This window comes from Methylocaldum marinum, assembly GCF_003584645.1.
GTDB classification, from domain to species: domain Bacteria; phylum Pseudomonadota; class Gammaproteobacteria; order Methylococcales; family Methylococcaceae; genus Methylocaldum; species Methylocaldum marinum.
The window spans coordinates 3709921-3725891 of the sequence record NZ_AP017928.1 but is presented as its reverse complement, the minus strand read 5'-3'; the positions used below and the strand labels follow the sequence as shown (position 1 = coordinate 3725891).

The window sequence follows — 15971 nt, the reverse complement described above, 5'->3', positions numbered from 1 at the left end:
CCCGGTCCGGGCAGTCACGCCTCGGGGTCGCCGTCAAATACAATCTCAGCGGATCGGTTTGGCCGCCGCGGTCGTTCTGCAACGACGCCGGAGATCGAAGGGTGGGATGAAAAGGCGGTACTGGCATCGAACGGATGTAAATGGTCTTTATGAAGACATTCTGACGAAGAATATGCAACCCCTTTTAACTTTTCAACTCGCCAATATCGACCCGGACGGGACAGTTTAGTTGCCTCGATGTCGGGCGGAGCATACGGAACGGTTCCTGATCTGTGTTTGCCGGCAGGTTTCCTAACCCCCCGTTTCCGGTCTGCGCCCGAACCCCTCGGGACAAACCGGAAACGGAGGTGGCAGCTTTGGATGCCGGTGCTACGCGTTCGAGGCGAGCGCCTGCTCAATCGCCCGCAGCACGTCGGATGCTTTGAATAGCCCGGATTCGCGGAGTTGGTAAAGCGGCATGGCAACGACATTGTCGCAACGGAACATGTGGCCGGCAAAGTCGATGCCGGGCACGCCCACCGGAATGAATACCTCGGGTTCGGATTCGAAACGCATTCCGGAGCGGCCGATGACCACCGTGGGCACGCTGCTCGCAGGAGGTGGCGTCGGGCTCAGGCTCGATACCCAGAACAGGGCGTCGGCTTCGCCGCTTGCCAGGAGTCGTGCCGTACCATTGTGATACGGATCGTATTCGGGATAGCCGCGCGCGTAGCTGACGCGCGTCGGATAGCCGCTGATCCAGGCGCACACCTGACTGGCAGTTCGATCGCCGTCCTGGCCGCCCAAGGGCAGCGCCGCTACGCGGGTCTCCTTGTTGAGCGTTGCCACCATTTGGCACAGTTGCTGTACAGTCAGATCGGCGTTCGGAAATGTAAGCTGTCCCGCGGCCCAGGTCACGACGCTATATTTCGCCTGACGCAAGCGATCCACAAGCGACCGGAGTTCCGTCACGGGAATGCCGGCGATCTGCTCGGCCTGGAGTTGTGCGCCCTTGGCCAGGGCCGAAAGCGTCGCGGCCACGTCCGGCAGGTGCTCGGGGGCGCAAGGAATGACTTTCGGCTGGCGGCCGTCGGGAGCGGTGGCTGCCTGACCGGCCGGCGCGCGGCCGATAAAAATGATTTCGCGCTTGGCGGTACCGCCCTCGAATAGGGTTTCCCGGTTCCAGACAAAGCGTTCGAAAAAGCGCGGAAAATTGAGTTCGATATCGGTACCGAACGAAACCAGCACGTCCACCCGGTTCTTGAGTTCGCCCAGGGTGGTCGCCATCCAGCCTGAATCGGCCAACACCAGAAGGTTGCGTAGACCGCCCTCGGCACGCATTTGATCGAAGACACCGCGGCAACGGTCGATCAGGGACAGGGCCGCTCGGGTTTCGTGGACATCGGTGCCGAAGCCGCTGAATACCGGAAGGCGTGCGCTTTTCAAGATCTCCGCGGCGCGTGCGGTCGCCTGATCCAGCGTCGCCGGTTCTCCGGCGATGCGCGGAACCGTGTCGCCGACCGCCTGCTCGAAGCCGGGAGTCGTCACGGCGTCACCGTTTTCGAGGATTCTGACCTGCTGGCCGTCGACCTCGATTTTCAAGTCGTCCGAGGCAATGCCGCAAAATGGACTGGGAACGTTTTCGAAAACGCGGGTTTGGGTGCTTTCGGTCATGCCCTTCCCTTAATCATGATTGGTAATGGAACGAATGGCGCGAAGGCCGGAAGCCTATAGTCAAGAAGGCGTTCGACGCAGCATAGGAGCTTCGGCACGATTTTTCAACATGGGCACTGGTGGCGGAGGTCGGTTTAAACGGGGCTTGCGGTCGACAAAGCGGAGACCATGCAATAGCATGTCGCTTTCGAGTTACTTCTTGAGCGGAATTTTCCGTGGCTCTCCGGAAGTCGTTTTAGCCAATGTCAGTCAACTCCTCAAGACACCATAAGTTTCGTGTCCACGTCGTTGCTCCCGCACGTCTGCATATGGGCTTTCTCGATCTGGGCGGTTCCTTGGGGCGGCGTTTCGGCAGTATCGGTGTCGGCGTCAATGAAATCGCGACCCGGCTGTGGGTAATGCCGTCTGATCGGCTGGTTGCGCACGGACCCGGAGCGGATAGAGCCGTTGCCGCCGTCAACAAGTTCGTGTCCGCCCTGGGGCGGGATTTCGGGGTCGAGATTCATGTCCGGGAAGCCATACCGGGGCATGTCGGACTCGGCTCCGGTACACAGCTCGAACTGGCAGTAGGCATGGCCTTGTCGCGCCTCTACGGCCTTGATCTCTCGATACGCGATCTCGCTCCGATCGTGGAGCGGGGAGCGCGCTCGGGTATCGGCATCGCGGTATTCGAGCAGGGCGGCCTGGTGGTCGACGGAGGACGGGGCGAAAACTCGGTGAATCCGCCAGTCATCGCGCGCCTGGAGTTTCCGGTCGAGTGGCGTTTCATTCTGGTTTTCGACGAGCGGGATCTGGGTTTGCACGGAAAGGAAGAGATCGATGCTTTTCGGTCCCTGCCGGTTTTTCCCGCTGCGGAGGCCGCTCATCTATGCCATTTGCTGGTGATGAAAGCCTTGCCGGCATTGGTGGAGGGCGATATTCGAAGCTTCGGCGATGCGATCGCGGAGTTGCAGCGCTCGGTCGGCGATTATTTCGCCCCCGCTCAGGGTGGACGCTTCACCAGTGCCGATGTCGCCGAGGCTTTGGCTTATCTTGAAACGCGGGGCGCTTTCGGTATCGGTCAGAGTTCTTGGGGGCCGACCGGTTTTTGTTTGGTTGAGGATGCTTCTCGTGCGGAAACCTTGATAAGCTCGGCGCGGCGACAATTCGCCGGCGCGGCCGGCCTGCGGTTCTTGTTGGCCAGTCCCCGCAACACAGGTGCCGAGGTCATCATGGAGAGGGCGGATGTCTCGCGGGAAAGGGCGATTCGGTCTTAGCTCCGGTCTGTCGGTGCGTCGGCTGCGGATTCCGTTGATCGATCATTGGAAAAACCGTTCGATTCACCCGAACGCCTGCTGCTGATAGGCTGCTCGGCGAGAATGTTGGCGCAGTCGGCGGTGCGTGCCGAAATGCGGCCGGTTTCGATCGATCTTTATGCCGATCGGGAAACGCGCGCCTGCTCGGAAAGTTGCGAGGCGGTGAATGCTGCCGGAATCGGTTTCGAGCGCGAAAGCGTGTTGCAAGCCGCCGAACGGCTTGCTCCCGCGGGGCAGGGGTACGCGCTGGTTTACGGGAGCGGGGTCGACGCCGATCCGGAAATTCTGGAAGCGCTCGCGCGAGGGCGAATACTCTATGGCAATCCGCCGGAAATTCTCTATTCACTCAAATCGCCTGATGCTTTTTTCCAGCTGCTCGGGGAGCACGATATTCCGTACCCGGAATCCAGCCGTACACGCCCGCCGGATCCGGAAAACTGGCTGCTCAAGTCCGGCCGTAGCGAAGGCGGCAAGGGCGTGCGTTTTTGCGGCCGAGCGGAACCGGGGCCGACCGACTATTATCAACGCCGGCTTCCCGGCCGAGCGATGTCGGCATTGTTTCTGGCAAACGGCGAAAGTGCCCGGATAATTGGCTTCAACACGCTATGGACGGCCGATCATGGCGCGGGCCGGCCGTTCCTGTTTGCCGGCGCCATTAATCGAGCCGATCTCCTCCCGGAACAGCGGCGGCAGGTAAAGGCGTACATCACGCGCCTGATCCGCGCGCTTCCGCTCAAAGGGTTGAACAGCCTGGATTTCATGCTCGACGGCGAAATGTGCCGGGTCCTGGAAATCAACCCCAGGCCGAGCGCCACCATGGCCCTGTACGACGGGGATTTTTCGCGCGGCTTATTGGCCGAACATATTCGGGCGTGCCGTGCGGAAATTCCGGAAACCGCGGAGACTTGCGGTGTCGTCCGAGCCTTCAAGGTTTTTTTCGCGGCTCGGGACCTCGAAATATCCGGGGACATGGCCTGGCCCGACTGGTGTACCGATCGGCCGGTTTCGGGCACGCGCATCGGCGCCGGTCAGCCGGTATGTACCGTTTGCGCCGAGGGAAACGACCGTTCCGGGGTCGAACGTTCGATCGAACTGCGGTTGAGCGAGTTGCGCAAGCGACTGTACGCAGTCCGATCTTAGGCTAGTACAATCTCGTTTTTCTTTAATGAACCGGGCTGGAGGGTAACTATGCAACACACTGTCAGCGTCAATGCGCACGCGCTCCCCATCGTCAAATATATGATCGCCAACGCGGACAAGCTCCGGCTCAAGATCGACAAGCTGGACAATGGCTGTACGATTATCGACGCCGGGATCGATGCGGTGGGCGGACTGGAGGCAGGGCGCTTGATCGCTGAGATTTGCATGGGTGGACTCGGAACCGTGACCCTTACCCACGCTTCGACCTTTAGCCGTTGGCCGCTCACGGTCAACGTTCATTCCACCAATCCTGTTATTTCCTGCCTGGGCAGCCAGTATGCCGGATGGAGCCTGTCGCACGGCGAGGGCAAGAGCGCATTTTATGCGCTCGGATCGGGACCTGCCCGGGCCATGGCGACCAAGGTGAAGGACGGCAGCGAGGAACCGGTCGAAGAGCTTTATAAAGAATTGGGCTATCGCGACTACGGCAGCGAGACGGCTATCGTGATGGAAGTGGACAAAATTCCGCCGGTCGAGGTCATCGAGAAGATCGCCAAGGCTTGTAAAGTGGATGCCAGCGACGTCAATGTCATCCTGACGCCCACCTCCAGCCTCGCCGGCGGCATGCAGGTCGTCGGCCGCGTACTGGAGGTAGCCTTGCACAAGGCCCATTCGCTGCATTTTCCGCTGGGCAACATCATCGACGGTACCGGCACCGCCCCGGTTCCGCCGCCTCATCCCAATTTCGTCAAAGCCATGGGGCGGACCAACGATGCCATTCTGTTCGGCGGCACCGTGCATTTGTTCGTGAAGGGCAGCGACGAAGCGGCGGAAATGCTAGCCAACGAGCTTCCGAGTTCGGTTTCGCGCGATTACGGCAGGCCGTTTGCCGAGGTTTTCAAGGATTACAAGTACGACTTCTTCAAGGTCGATCCGATGCTGTTCAGCCCGGCCAGTGTCATCGTCACGGCGGTCGAGTCCGGCCGCAGTTTCCACGCGGGCAAGCTCGACGAAGCGCTTCTGGAGCGTTCCTTCGGAGAATAATTTGAGCCGCATCGCAATCATCACCGACGATCCGGGCTGGCACGGCGCACGGCTTCGCGAGGCCTTGGCCGCGAAAGGGTATGGCTATTCTTATGTGTCCTTGACTGCCTGCCGGCTGAATCTCGAGTCCGGCAGTTTGCCGGTACTCCTGCCGGGTTTCGAAGACGGCCTTCCCGACGGTGTCTTCGTGCGCGGCGTGCCGGGCGGGTCGCTGGACCAAGTGGTGTTTTACCTGGATGTGCTGCACGCACTGAAGCTGCTCGGGATTCCGGTATACAACGACGGCCGGGCGGTCGAGCGCACCGTCGACAAAGCCATGACCAGTTTTCTGCTGCAGCGTGCCGGCATACCGACGCCGCCCACCTGGGTGCTGGGCAGCCGCGATGAGGCGTTTGCGTTGGCCGAGCGTGAGCTGCGCGCGGGCCATCAACTCGTGTCGAAACCTTTGTTCGGTTCCCAGGGGCAAGGCTTGCAGCGGTATGAAAAGCCGGAGGATCTGGCGGGCTTAAGCGACAGCAACGGTGTTTTTTATCTGCAGCGTTTCGTCAGTTGCGGCGAGCAGCCCCATGATTTTCGCGTATTCGTCATTAGGGGTAAGGCAGTGGCCGCCATGCGGCGTTGCGGGGTTACCTGGCTGAACAACGTCGCTCAGGGAGCCCGTTGCGAGCCGGCGCGTCTCGACGATCTTCTATTGTGCCGAATGGCGGAGGATGCGGTGAAGGTTCTGGATATGGGCTACGCGGGCGTTGACATCATCCGCGATCACCACGGCCGGTACAGCGTGCTCGAGGTCAACAGCATTCCGGCGTGGAAGGGCTTGCAGAGCGTCAGCAAGGTATCGATCGCGGATTTATTGGTCGACGATTTCCTGTCTCTTTGTGTTCCACGGTCGGATGAGGGCGGTATCGTAAAAGCCCCTCTCCCGCTCGAAGAGGGAGTGGGGTGAGGGCGCCTGCAGTCTCGAACAAGTCAGGTTTAACGCCTCCGATTCAGAGCAGTGTAGCGTCTCCGGGATCGATCGAAAAATCCCCCGCCTTTCTTCCAAATCCCGAATCGTTGCTTGGGCTGCGACTCATGGCAGAGCAGGAACGCGGATTCGGCACGCTCAAGATAATCCTGGAAGCGGCAGTCGGACGTGCTCGAGTGTGCGGCGGATTCGCCTTTTTCGATACCCTCCGCGGGAACATCCGGGCCTGGTGACGACGGTGGCGATACTCATTCGAGGCGACGTCTTATTGTCCGCATACCTCGATGCCTGCGAGACTGAACTCCGCGCTTTCAAGCCGGGTAACGTCAGCGTTTATTCGGAAGCCCACGATATGACCGTGGAGGACTTCCGCAGGAGCGCCGCGGCCAGCGGACCATTCTTATGCGATCCCGAACTTAACCTGGGCGAAAAGATTTTCCAGGCGACCCGTGCCACCCGCGAGGTCGTTCGTTGCAATACCAATCTCGGCATCATTCTGCTGGCTGCCCCGCTATTCCAGGCGGTTCAGGAAATTCGCGGAGGCGAAACGCTCAGGGATGCGCTCCGGAGGGTTCTCGGCACCACCACGCAAACCGATGCGGCCTGGGCTTATAAAGCCATACGCCTGGCACAGCCGGGGGGCTTGGGCGAGTCCCCGGAACAGGATGTTCACGACGAGCCGGAGGTGACATTGCTGGAAGCCATGGTCCTAGCCGAACATCGAGATCGCATCGCTTATCAATACACTAATTCTTTTGTAGATGTTTTTGAATTCGCAATTCCAAGTTATCATAGGAATTTGTCCCGGTGGGGCGATAAAGAATGGTCGGCAGTGGCAGTGTTCGCAGGATTGCTCATGCGTATCCCCGACAGCCACATCGAGCGTAAGTTTGGCGCTCGTTATACAGGGATAGTTGCCAGCCGAATGGCGCAGATCGATAAGGCGTTATCCGTTTCCGACAGGCCCGAACAAGTCATGCCGCTCCTGCGAGAAGTGGATGCCGAGTTCAAGTCCTGCGGAATAAATCCGGGTACGACGGCCGATCTCACAGTAGCGTGTTTGCTGGCCGTGCGGCTGGAAGCGCTTCTGAGCCAGCGCTAGGGAAAGACGGCCCGTTTTCTGGAAGCGCAGAGGCACGTCGGCACAATAATATGGATTTTTGATGCTTCGCCTGGGGAGGAGGATATGGCTGTGTCGTTACTTCGAACGTTTGTTCTTTTTTAATCAAAGAGGAGTTTGCAATGGGGAAAATCAATAAGATGTTGGTGGGTGAGGCTCTGTGCGGCGGCGGCAACGAAATCGCCCATATCGATTTGATCATGGGTCCGCGCGGCAGTGCTGCAGAGACGGCCTTCGCCAACTGCATCACCAATAACAAAGACGGATTCAGCAGCCTGTTGGCAGTGGTTGCACCGAACCTGATGGCTAAGCCGAACACCGTCATGTTCAACAAGGTCACCATCAAGAACGGCAAACAGGCTACCCAGATGTTCGGACCTGCACAGCGCGGCGTTGCCATGGCTGTGGCCGATTGCGTCGAAGACGGCACCATTCCTGCCGACGAAGCCGACGACATCTTCGTCTGTGTAGGCGTATTCATCCACTGGCTGGCTGAAGACGACGCGAAAATCCAGGACTACAACTACGAAGCTACCAAGCTGGCTATCAAGCGCGCCGTTGCCGGCGAGCCCAAGGCTGCTGAAGTTGTGGCTCAGAAGGGTCAGATCGAGCACCCCTTCGCAGCGCACAAATAATCGCGCTTGCCGAAAAACGTTGCCCCGGACCCCCGGGGCAACGTTTTTTTTCGTCCGGAATTGCGTGCCGGCCTCAGATTACCCCTTCTTCCGAGTCTTCGATCATCCTCGGGTCGATAGTGCCCGCGTGCAAGGCGCTAGCGAGCAACGCCCCGGCCGCTCCCATGGATTTTAGCCGTTTCAGATCCTGCTCGTCCCGCACGCCGCCGGCTACGGTGAAGCGTCGCTGGGGATACTTGCGGCTAAACCGGGCTAAACGGTCCAAATCCGGCCCCGCCTTGCTGCCCACATGGGAAAGGCTCATCAAGATCACCTTCTCCGGCCAAAGCTCCGGGTTATTCAGCAATTTCGCCGCGCCTAACAAGCGGTCGCCGATAAAGTCCAGAGACAAGATGACATTGGGGGCCAGGCGGGAGAGAATCGGCAAGGAATCCTCGGAAAGCGATTCGCTGCCGACGACAGCGCGCTCGTTGGCTTCAGCCGGAAACGGGGGCGGTTCGCCTCCGCCCGGCAATCCTCGATCGATCCAAAATTCGACCTCCGGAAAGCGGCGCTCAAGATCGATCGTCAAATCATTTTGCGCGCCCTTGCCCATGAGCGCGTCGAGATCGGCCATATAGATCCGTTTGAACGGATGCAAACCGAGCAAGCCGCGGATGACCGCCTCCGGTTCGGAGGTCGAGCACAATACGCTTTGCAGTGGGCGATAATGCTCGCGCCGGCCTTCCTTGGCGTGCACGGCGACGCCGCCCATGATATCGATGACGGGGATGATTTCCATTGGGTGGTCGGATGAAGATACTGGTTTTTGAGTATATTACCGGTGGCGGAATGCTCGGCGAAGAGATTCCGCCGGCGTTGGCGCAAGAAGGGGAGTTGATGCTTGCAGCGCTCCTCCGCGACTTGTCCGAGTTGCCGGAGGTCCGGCGGGCGGTTGTGTTGCGGGACGCGCGCCTTCCCCTTCCTGATCAGACGCTATCCGGAGTTGTCTGGGTTCTTGTCGCTAGCCAAGACGATCTGGAACATCGATTTGAAGATCAGATCGCGTGTTGCGATGCGGTATGGCCGATCGCTCCGGAAACCGGCGGCATTCTAGAACGCCTTTGCCGCCGGGTCGAATCGGCCGGCAAGACGCTTTTGACCAGTCCGGGCGATGGCGTCGGCCTTGCCGCGAGCAAGCTGGCAACCATAAAGCGCTTGGAAAAGAAAGGCGTTCCTGTCGTTTCGACCCACGCTCCGAGCGAATCGAATCCTTGGCCATTTCCGTGGGTCGTGAAACCGGACGACGGTGTCGGCTGCGAAGGTGCCCGTATTTTTGAAACCGAGGGCCAGTGGAAATCTTGGAGAGCCGAAATCGACGACGTCGCCCGATATGTCATTCAACCGTTGATCGAAGGTGAACCGCTGAGCCTGTCCGTTCTCTTTGCTTACGGAAAGGCGCTGCTGCTGAGCTGTAACCGGCAGCGGATCGTCAGATCGCGGGGCGGTTTTGCTCTGAGCGGTTGCGAGGTCGGCGCCATTCGCACGGGGCTTGCCGCCTATCGCGCGTTGGCCGATCGAATCGCAGAGGCCGTGCCGGAGCTCTGGGGCTACGCCGGGGTCGATCTGATCCAGAGCGGACAGGGGCCGAAAGTGCTCGAGATCAACCCGCGCCTGACCACTTCCTACGCCGCCCTGCGGCAATCCTTAAGCATCAATCCTGCCGCACTCGTTCTGGAATTGTGGCGCGGCGGAACCTTGCCCGATTTCGACGCCCAATCGGCAAGACCCATCGAGATTCGCTTGGAGCCGCGGGATGAGCATTGAACTGATCGGCTGGGACATCGGCGGAGCCCATCTCAAGGCCGTGGCGTTGAATGGCGCCGGTGAAATCGTCGCCGTCCTTCAAGAGCCCTGTCCCTTGTGGCTGGGCCTGGATCGATTGCATGACGCCATGAACCGAATTCTGAACGTCTTTGCGCCGGGACCGGGCTGTCGCCATGCGCTGACCATGACCGGCGAGTTGGTGGATTTTTTCGAAAACCGGGAGCAAGGCGTTCTCGCCCTGGTCCAAGCGACGACCCAGTGCTGTTCACAGAATTCGGTGCGCGTTTTTGCCGGACCTGACGGGTTTCTAGATCCAATGGCCATAACTGCGGAGAGCGCGCCCAAAATTGCTTCGGCCAATTGGCTGGCGAGCGCGCTCTGGGTGGCGGCAAACGTACGCGATGCCCTATTCGTGGATATCGGCAGCACGACGACCGATATCGCGCCGATTTGCGGGCACCGTGTCAGAACCCGGGGCTATACCGATTTTGAACGAATGCGCTACGATGAGCTGATTTATTGCGGGGTCGTCCGTACCCCGGCAATGGCGCTGGCCGATCGTGCGCCTTTCGAAGGCGAGTGGGTGGGCATCATGGCCGAACACTTCGCGACCGCTGCCGACGTCTATCGGCTCTGCGGCGAGTTACCCGATTACGCCGACCAGGCGCCGGCGGCCGATGGCGGTGAGAAGACCGTCCGGGGAAGCGCCCGGCGTCTGGCCCGCTTGTTCGGGCGCGATGCGGAGTCGGCCTCGTTGAAGCAATGGCGGCGGGCGGCCCGATTTTTTCGGGAGCGGCAGCTGGCAAAGCTTCATTCGGCATTGGATTGCCAGCTTTCGCGCGGTTTGATGGACGATGACGCCCCCTTGATCGGTGCTGGCGTGGGGCGGTTTCTGGTGCGAGAATTGGCGGGCCGATTGGGATTTCCTTATAAAGACTTCAGCGAACTGTTTTCAATGGTTACGCCGCAAAACGATTTTTACGCTTCGGATTGCGCTCCGGCCGCAGCCGTGGCTTGCCTGGCGATGCGGGAGGTGGGGCCGACATGACGCCGAGAATTGAAGAGCTGCCTTATTTCGAGGACAGCGCCGCTTTGTTTCTGCCTTGGGCGGAGCGGCGCTGGGCGGTTTTTCTGGACAGCGGATTTCCGCACAGTCGGCAGGGACGGTACGACATCATCGCGGCAGACCCTGTTGCGACCCTCGTCAGCCGAGGGCCGCTCACCGAAATTCGATCGCGCGGTGCCATCACGCTGTCGCCGGAAGATCCTTTTACCCTGGTAAAACGATATCTCGGCGAGCCGGCACCGCAGTTTCCGGGACTGCCTTTTTGCGGCGGTGCGATCGGATATTTCGGCTATGACCTGGCGCGAAGGCTGGAGAAGCTGCCCGACAAGGCCCTGGATGCGGAGAACATCCCGGAGATGATCGTCGGCATTTACGACTGGGCGGTCGTGGTGGATCACTGGGCGCGCCGAACCTGGCTGGTCGCGCAGGGGCGCGATCCCTCTCTGGCGTCGCGCTGGCCTCACCTGGTCCAGGCTTTCAGCCAAATTCAGACCATAGGATGGCAGCAGGCGGGCTTCTATCTGCTCAGCGATGTCGTCTCCAACATGAGCCGTGCCTATTATGCTCGGGCTTTCGGACGGGTTCAGCATTACATTCGCGAGGGCGACTGTTATCAGGTCAACCTGGCGCAGCGCTTTTCGGCCTATTGCACCGGAAATCCCTGGGCGGCCTACCAGCTTTTGCGGCCGTACAATCCCGCGCCATTCAGCGCTTACCTCAATTTCCCGCAGGTTCAGATACTCAGCTCCTCGCCGGAGCGCTTCCTCAAAGTGAGCAACGGTATCGTGGAAACCAAGCCCATCAAGGGGACTCGCCCGCGGTCTCAAGACTCGGCGGCGGACGCCGCCAGGGCGGAGGAACTTCGGAACAGTGTCAAGGACCGTGCCGAAAACCTGATGATCGTGGATCTGTTGCGCAACGATATAGGCAAGAACTGCGCGCCGGGTTCGGTTCACGTGCCCAAGCTTTTCGAGGTCGAGAGCTACGCCACTGTGCATCATTTGGTCAGCACCATCCGCGGCCGGCTGGCCGAAGGCCACGGCGCCGTGGATCTCTTGCGCGGCTGTTTCCCGGGCGGCTCCATTACCGGAGCGCCGAAGATTCGTTCCATGGAAATCATCGAAGAACTCGAACCTCATCGTCGCGGCGTCTATTGCGGCTCGATCGGCTATATCGGCTTCGACGGCAATATGGACAGCAATATCGCCATCCGTACCCTGGTGCACTCGGATGGTACGATCCGCTTCTGGGCCGGCGGCGGCATCGTGGCCGATTCGGTTCTGGACCAGGAGTACCAGGAATGCTACGACAAGGCTTCGGCCCTGTTGCAACTGCTCGAACAGTTCCGGGTCCCGAGAACCGGTGTCGATCACATGGGTGGTTAAGCTGGGCGGCAGCCTGGCCGGCTCGGACACCCTCCCGTTCTGGCTGGACGCTTTAGCCGATGCGAACGTCGTCATCGTGCCGGGAGGAGGACCTTTCGCCGATCAGGTTCGATTGGCGCAGCGGCGCTGGCGGTTCAGTGACGAGCCGGCTCACGCCATGGCGCTGCTCGCCATGGCGCAATACGGTTTAATGTTGAGCGGATTGTGCCCGAAGCTCGCAGTCGCGAGCGAAGTGGACGTGCTTCGGAAATCGGCGGCATCCGGCCGTTCGACGGTTTGGCTGCCCGACTTGTCCTTGACGTGCGATCCGAGCCTTCCGGCGTCGTGGGACATCACGTCGGATAGTTTGGCGGCTTGGCTGGCTCGACGTTTGAATGCCGCGAATTTGCTCTTGATCAAATCGGCGGCGATCGCGGTACGTGATACTTCATACGGCGGACTTGTCGCGCAAGGTGTGGTCGACGCCGCTTTCGAGCGCTTTGCCGCCGACGCGGCTTTTTCAAGCTGGCTTTGTCACCGGCAAGACTATCCGTTGGTGAGGGGAGGTCTGCGGGACCCCTCTCATGTCTTCACGTGCGTCGATCGCTCCGCCGGATAAAAAAGTTCCGCTTTTGATCGAAGTAGAAAATGAATGCCGGCGGGGCGGATGTTCTCCGGCGCGTCGGGACTATAACCAGGCTATCGAATACCGATGTGTTCCGATGGCGATTTACTTTCTTTACGCTAAGCCACAGAGTGGCGACTCTTGGACGATTTTTGGTGACGAAAGAGACTGATTCGCATGTCGATTAGAGTGCGTTATTTCGGAAGTCTGCGGGAAAAAATGGGGCGAGTGGACGACAGCCTTGCCGCGGAAGACATTGTTACGGTCAGCGACGTGTGGAAAGCGGTGAGCGAAGGCCAATATCTGCCGGATCGCATCCTCTGTGCGGTGAACATGGACTATGCCGATCCGAACGCGCCGGTCAAGGACGGCGACGAAGTGGCGTTCTTCCCGCCGGTTACCGGGGGGTGAGGTGTTGATTCAACTGCGCCCGACCGAATTCGACCCTTACGCGGAACTACAGCGCCATCAAACGGAAACACCGGGCCACGCCGGAAAATACGGCGCGACCTGCGCGTTTGTCGGCACCATGCGCGACTTCAACGAAAACGAAACGGTCCGCCGCATGTTCCTCGACCATTATCCGGGCATGACCGAGAAGCAGCTCGAGAAAATCGCCGAGGAAGCCCGAAGCCGCTGGTGCTTTTTGGATGCGCTGATCATTCACCGAGTGGGCGAAATTCTTCCCGATCAACCCATCGTGCTGGTTGCCGTGTGGTCTTCCCATCGCGGCGCAGCCTTCGACGCCTGTCGCTACATCATGGAAGCGCTGAAAAGCCGCGCGCCGTTTTGGAAAAAGGAAACCCTGGAGCATGGCGAGCGTTGGGTGGAAAAGAATACCAGCGGGTATTGAGATCAGCCGGGATGTCTGGTTTTCGGCGAGTCGTAGCTGGCGGCATGGAGTGCAAAGGACACAACAGGCTCTTTCAGAAGAGGATATCGGGTCACAGAAACAAGAGGACGATAAGAGTCGGGAGAAAGGCCCATCCGGCCCAGGTGGTCACAAGGACAATCCAGCGCCACCAGCGCGGTGCCTGATCGATCGTAATCACGTGACCGGTCGCTCTATGAAAGCGCGGCCAGGTCATGCAAAGTCCGAGAGCCAAGGCGGATTGCCCGGGCAAGGGCAGGGTCGGCTCGATCAGCTCGCGCCCGGTCCGGCGGCGATGCCAGGGCATGAGGATCAGCTCGATGAAGGGAACGCAAAAAAACAGGACCAAGCCACTTACGCCCCAAATTAGGGCTACTATCGCAATAATCACGTCGCCGGTGCTCACCAGTCGGCCACCCTTTCCGTTACGTCGTAAATTAACTCGCCGCCCTTCGGACCAGCTATGCTGCCCGCATATCCTACACCAAAACTGCCGATGCCCCCGACGATGGCACACCAGAGCGGGCTGGATCCACTCGTAGGTAAGGCCAGGGCAAAGCTGCAAAGCCCGTAAGCGCCGATGCCGCCCAGATAGCCGCCACCGACACTGCCGACTAATCGCCCGGCTTCACCGGCGATGCGCCGGTTCCGGTCCTGGCGGTTTTCCTCGATGTGACGCTTGATTTCGGCCGCCGACCAGGCGGTATCCAGGGCGATGCCGATATGGCCGAGCGCCTTGGCCTGTCCGGCTGCCCGGTTCAGCCCGGCGATCCGTTGACGCAGCTCCGGTATCCCGCCGGCAGCGGAGCCCGCCTGCCGCCAGCGGTGAACGATGCGCTTGCTGGAGAGGCCCAGCCTGCGGCGGATGAGCGGTTCGTCGGGACCGACCAGGCCGCGGCGCAGCCAGCCGCGCAGCGAACCGTCGAGCCGGTTCAGCAGTTCCCGGCGGCGGTGCTGGAAGGCCGCGCCGCTCAACTTGCCCGAGGCCGAATAGGTGTCCTGGTAGAGTTTCTGAAGCTCGTTGAGAATCTTGGTGATATCTTCGATCTGACGCTGCCCGGCGTAGGCATAAGCCCCGAGCCCGCCGGGTGTCTGCAGTGTCTGCGTATATTCCAGCAGTTCGTAAAGCCGGTTGGTGATCTCCGGGTGTTCGATCGGTCCGCGGATGCCGCGCGGCCAGAACCGAGGGTCGCGCAGGTTGGCGGCAAGCTGGACCTCGGCGGCCGTGCAGGCCTGACCGGTCGGTACGACCAACATGGTTCCCGGTTTCAGGACGGTGTCCTCCGTGATCTCGTTGAGCTGGAAGAACCAGGCCAGGTTGGCCGAATCCGGGTTGTGGTAGACCTCACGGGCGTGGTCTACCGCCATGACGGGCCTCTCGACGATCGAAAAATGGGGTTTGGTCCGCGTTTCAGCCATATCTCCTTGCTCTTCGCGATGGTAATTTCGGAAAGAATAGACGCTTTGCCCCCGAGGTCAACGGTGATTGAACAGCGGTAGCGGTCAGGGCCGTAGAATATGTCTCCTTCCCCCGGTACATCCAGGCGGGCCCGAGCCAAAAACATGGTGCGAAGGCCAGCAGCCCTGGCCGAAACAAATGTCCCTAGCGTCTGAACTGCGTTAACGGGGCGGCCAGAACCATGACCCAATAAGGCGAGCCTCGTCCGCCTGCCGCACAAGCAACGGCGACTTCCTCGAAATCCTTTTCCATAATGGCGGAACAGTGCTCGGGACTCTCGAGCCAGCTCCGCATGACTTCCCCGACCGTGCGCTGCCCCTGGGCGATGTTCTCGCCATAAACCTCCCAGTCATAGCCGGCCCGGGTAATTCGGCCCCCCGCCTTTTGGCCGTCCCGGCCTCGATGCGAGAGACGCTCGTTGCGGCTCATCTCTCTGGCGTGTTTTTCCGCGGCTTCGAATAATTTCGGATTCCACCCCAGCGGCCGGGCCGGTCCGAACTGCTTCCGGCCGCAGTATCTCGGTTCTGCACGCACGGCTTTCAGTTCCTTGATGATTTCACGCCGGATGGCATCGGCGGAAGGGCATCGGACTTCAGGCGCCTCGCGGGCGAAGACGGGCATTACCAAACCGGTGGTCAAAATCAGGCTAAGGACGAGTCGTGCCATATTCGTTTTTGGGCGGTGCCATTTCCAAATACTGTTGTTCGATGTTTAGAAAAGCCGTTCCCAGTTCAGAGTATTGTCCGCCATGACCGGCGCGCTTGACGACTCCGGCGAGCCGGCAGCATCGGAGGAAGCCGCCTGAGCGCGTTTCAAGGCCCATCGCATGCTCGAGGTCACGAGTTCGCCGCGGGGCTTGAAAACAGTGTAGTCGCCATCGTAGTCGTCCAGTCCGTCACGCATGGCAAATTCCCGCTGTCGAAACG

The 15971-nt window shown here is 60.1% G+C and carries 19 protein-coding genes; 13 read left to right on the top strand and 6 right to left on the bottom strand.

Features of this window, described 5'->3' with window-relative positions; genetic code table 11:
- Positions 1-369: 369 nt before the first annotated feature.
- Positions 370-1653, bottom strand: a complete 1284-nt coding sequence (locus tag sS8_RS16480; RefSeq protein WP_119630558.1) for a formylmethanofuran dehydrogenase subunit B — start codon at positions 1651-1653, stop codon at positions 370-372.
- A gap of 242 nt (positions 1654-1895) precedes the next feature.
- Here sS8_RS16480 and sS8_RS16475 point away from each other — a divergent pair, with 242 nt between their 5' ends.
- From sS8_RS16475 to fae, 7 genes are all read left to right on the top strand, one after another.
- Positions 1896-2909 carry a beta-ribofuranosylaminobenzene 5'-phosphate synthase family protein gene (locus tag sS8_RS16475; protein WP_119630557.1) on the top strand — a complete coding sequence of 338 codons (1014 nt, stop codon included), beginning with the start codon at positions 1896-1898 and terminating at the stop codon, positions 2907-2909.
- Between the two features lie 45 nt (positions 2910-2954).
- The gene (locus sS8_RS16470; protein ID WP_119630556.1) at positions 2955-4088 is read left to right on the top strand and encodes an ATP-grasp domain-containing protein; all 1134 of its coding nucleotides are present in this window, start codon (positions 2955-2957) and stop codon (positions 4086-4088) included.
- A gap of 48 nt (positions 4089-4136) precedes the next feature.
- Complete coding sequence (mch, locus tag sS8_RS16465; protein WP_119630555.1) at positions 4137-5132, top strand: methenyltetrahydromethanopterin cyclohydrolase; 996 nt, start codon at positions 4137-4139, stop codon at positions 5130-5132.
- A gap of 1 nt (position 5133) precedes the next feature.
- Positions 5134-6078 carry an ATP-grasp domain-containing protein gene (locus sS8_RS16460; protein ID WP_119630554.1) on the top strand — a complete coding sequence of 315 codons (945 nt, stop codon included), beginning with the start codon at positions 5134-5136 and terminating at the stop codon, positions 6076-6078.
- Positions 6079-6206: 128 nt separating this feature from the next.
- The gene (locus sS8_RS29585; protein WP_269461466.1) at positions 6207-6332 is read left to right on the top strand and encodes a hypothetical protein; all 126 of its coding nucleotides are present in this window, start codon (positions 6207-6209) and stop codon (positions 6330-6332) included.
- A 5-nt stretch (positions 6333-6337) separates the two neighbouring features.
- Positions 6338-7201 (top strand): triphosphoribosyl-dephospho-CoA synthase, encoded by an 864-nt coding sequence (locus sS8_RS16455; protein WP_331852262.1) that lies wholly within the window; start codon positions 6338-6340, stop codon positions 7199-7201.
- A gap of 140 nt (positions 7202-7341) precedes the next feature.
- The gene (fae, locus tag sS8_RS16450) at positions 7342-7854 is read left to right on the top strand and encodes a formaldehyde-activating enzyme (RefSeq protein WP_077732049.1); all 513 of its coding nucleotides are present in this window, start codon (positions 7342-7344) and stop codon (positions 7852-7854) included.
- A gap of 73 nt (positions 7855-7927) precedes the next feature.
- On the opposite strand, the gene sS8_RS16445 is transcribed toward fae, so the two are convergent.
- A complete protein-coding gene (locus sS8_RS16445; protein ID WP_119630553.1) occupies positions 7928-8635 on the bottom strand; it encodes a HisA/HisF-related TIM barrel protein in 708 nt (235 codons plus the stop codon).
- Between the two features lie 11 nt (positions 8636-8646).
- On the opposite strand from sS8_RS16445, the gene sS8_RS16440 reads away from it, so the two are divergent.
- The 6 genes from sS8_RS16440 (at position 8647) to sS8_RS16415 (ending at position 13568) form a co-directional block, all read left to right on the top strand.
- Positions 8647-9660 (top strand): ATP-grasp domain-containing protein, encoded by a 1014-nt coding sequence (locus sS8_RS16440; protein WP_119630552.1) that lies wholly within the window; start codon positions 8647-8649, stop codon positions 9658-9660.
- Positions 9650-10708: a hydantoinase/oxoprolinase family protein gene (locus sS8_RS16435; RefSeq protein WP_119630551.1), complete on the top strand. Its 1059-nt coding sequence runs from the start codon at positions 9650-9652 to the stop codon at positions 10706-10708. Before sS8_RS16440 ends, sS8_RS16435 begins: the two co-directional genes overlap by 11 nt.
- The gene (gene pabB / locus sS8_RS16430) at positions 10705-12111 is read left to right on the top strand and encodes an aminodeoxychorismate synthase component I (protein ID WP_119632849.1); all 1407 of its coding nucleotides are present in this window, start codon (positions 10705-10707) and stop codon (positions 12109-12111) included. Before sS8_RS16435 ends, pabB begins: the two co-directional genes overlap by 4 nt.
- Positions 12089-12709: an amino acid kinase family protein gene (locus tag sS8_RS16425; protein ID WP_145986567.1), complete on the top strand. Its 621-nt coding sequence runs from the start codon at positions 12089-12091 to the stop codon at positions 12707-12709. Before pabB ends, sS8_RS16425 begins: the two co-directional genes overlap by 23 nt.
- Positions 12710-12892: 183 nt before the next feature.
- Positions 12893-13126, top strand: coding sequence for a MoaD/ThiS family protein (locus sS8_RS16420; RefSeq protein ID WP_119630549.1), 234 nt, complete (start codon positions 12893-12895; stop codon positions 13124-13126).
- Position 13127: 1 nt separating this feature from the next.
- Positions 13128-13568: a molybdenum cofactor biosynthesis protein MoaE gene (locus sS8_RS16415; protein WP_119630548.1), complete on the top strand. Its 441-nt coding sequence runs from the start codon at positions 13128-13130 to the stop codon at positions 13566-13568.
- Positions 13569-13659: 91 nt separating this feature from the next.
- Here sS8_RS16415 and sS8_RS16410 read toward each other — a convergent pair whose 3' ends face one another.
- The 4 genes from sS8_RS16410 to sS8_RS16395 form a co-directional block, all read right to left on the bottom strand.
- On the bottom strand, positions 13660-13992 hold the full coding sequence (locus sS8_RS16410; protein ID WP_145986566.1) for a hypothetical protein: 333 nt from the start codon (positions 13990-13992) through the stop codon (positions 13660-13662).
- Complete coding sequence (locus sS8_RS16405; protein WP_119630546.1) at positions 13989-15005, bottom strand: hypothetical protein; 1017 nt, start codon at positions 15003-15005, stop codon at positions 13989-13991. The genes sS8_RS16410 and sS8_RS16405 overlap by 4 nt, the downstream gene beginning before the upstream one ends.
- A 184-nt stretch (positions 15006-15189) precedes the next feature.
- Positions 15190-15711 carry a CAP domain-containing protein gene (locus sS8_RS16400; protein WP_119630545.1) on the bottom strand — a complete coding sequence of 174 codons (522 nt, stop codon included), beginning with the start codon at positions 15709-15711 and terminating at the stop codon, positions 15190-15192.
- 45 nt (positions 15712-15756) lie between these two features.
- The gene (locus sS8_RS16395) at positions 15757-15948 is read right to left on the bottom strand and encodes a hypothetical protein (RefSeq protein WP_119630544.1); all 192 of its coding nucleotides are present in this window, start codon (positions 15946-15948) and stop codon (positions 15757-15759) included.
- Between the last annotated feature and the right edge of the window lie 23 nt (positions 15949-15971).

Coding starts and splice junctions, on each gene's coding strand:
- sS8_RS16480 (WP_119630558.1), bottom strand. CDS start 1,653: ATGACCGAAAGCACCCAAACCCGCGTTTTCGAAAACGTTCCCAGTCCA.
- sS8_RS16475 (WP_119630557.1), top strand. CDS start 1,896: ATGTCAGTCAACTCCTCAAGACACCATAAGTTTCGTGTCCACGTCGTT.
- mch (WP_119630555.1), top strand. CDS start 4,137: ATGCAACACACTGTCAGCGTCAATGCGCACGCGCTCCCCATCGTCAAA.
- sS8_RS29585 (WP_269461466.1), top strand. CDS start 6,207: ATGGCAGAGCAGGAACGCGGATTCGGCACGCTCAAGATAATCCTGGAA.
- fae (WP_077732049.1), top strand. CDS start 7,342: ATGGGGAAAATCAATAAGATGTTGGTGGGTGAGGCTCTGTGCGGCGGC.
- sS8_RS16445 (WP_119630553.1), bottom strand. CDS start 8,635: ATGGAAATCATCCCCGTCATCGATATCATGGGCGGCGTCGCCGTGCAC.
- sS8_RS16440 (WP_119630552.1), top strand. CDS start 8,647: ATGAAGATACTGGTTTTTGAGTATATTACCGGTGGCGGAATGCTCGGC.
- sS8_RS16435 (WP_119630551.1), top strand. CDS start 9,650: ATGAGCATTGAACTGATCGGCTGGGACATCGGCGGAGCCCATCTCAAG.
- pabB (WP_119632849.1), top strand. CDS start 10,705: ATGACGCCGAGAATTGAAGAGCTGCCTTATTTCGAGGACAGCGCCGCT.
- sS8_RS16420 (WP_119630549.1), top strand. CDS start 12,893: ATGTCGATTAGAGTGCGTTATTTCGGAAGTCTGCGGGAAAAAATGGGG.
- sS8_RS16405 (WP_119630546.1), bottom strand. CDS start 15,005: ATGGCTGAAACGCGGACCAAACCCCATTTTTCGATCGTCGAGAGGCCC.
- sS8_RS16400 (WP_119630545.1), bottom strand. CDS start 15,711: ATGGCACGACTCGTCCTTAGCCTGATTTTGACCACCGGTTTGGTAATG.
- sS8_RS16395 (WP_119630544.1), bottom strand. CDS start 15,948: ATGCGTGACGGACTGGACGACTACGATGGCGACTACACTGTTTTCAAG.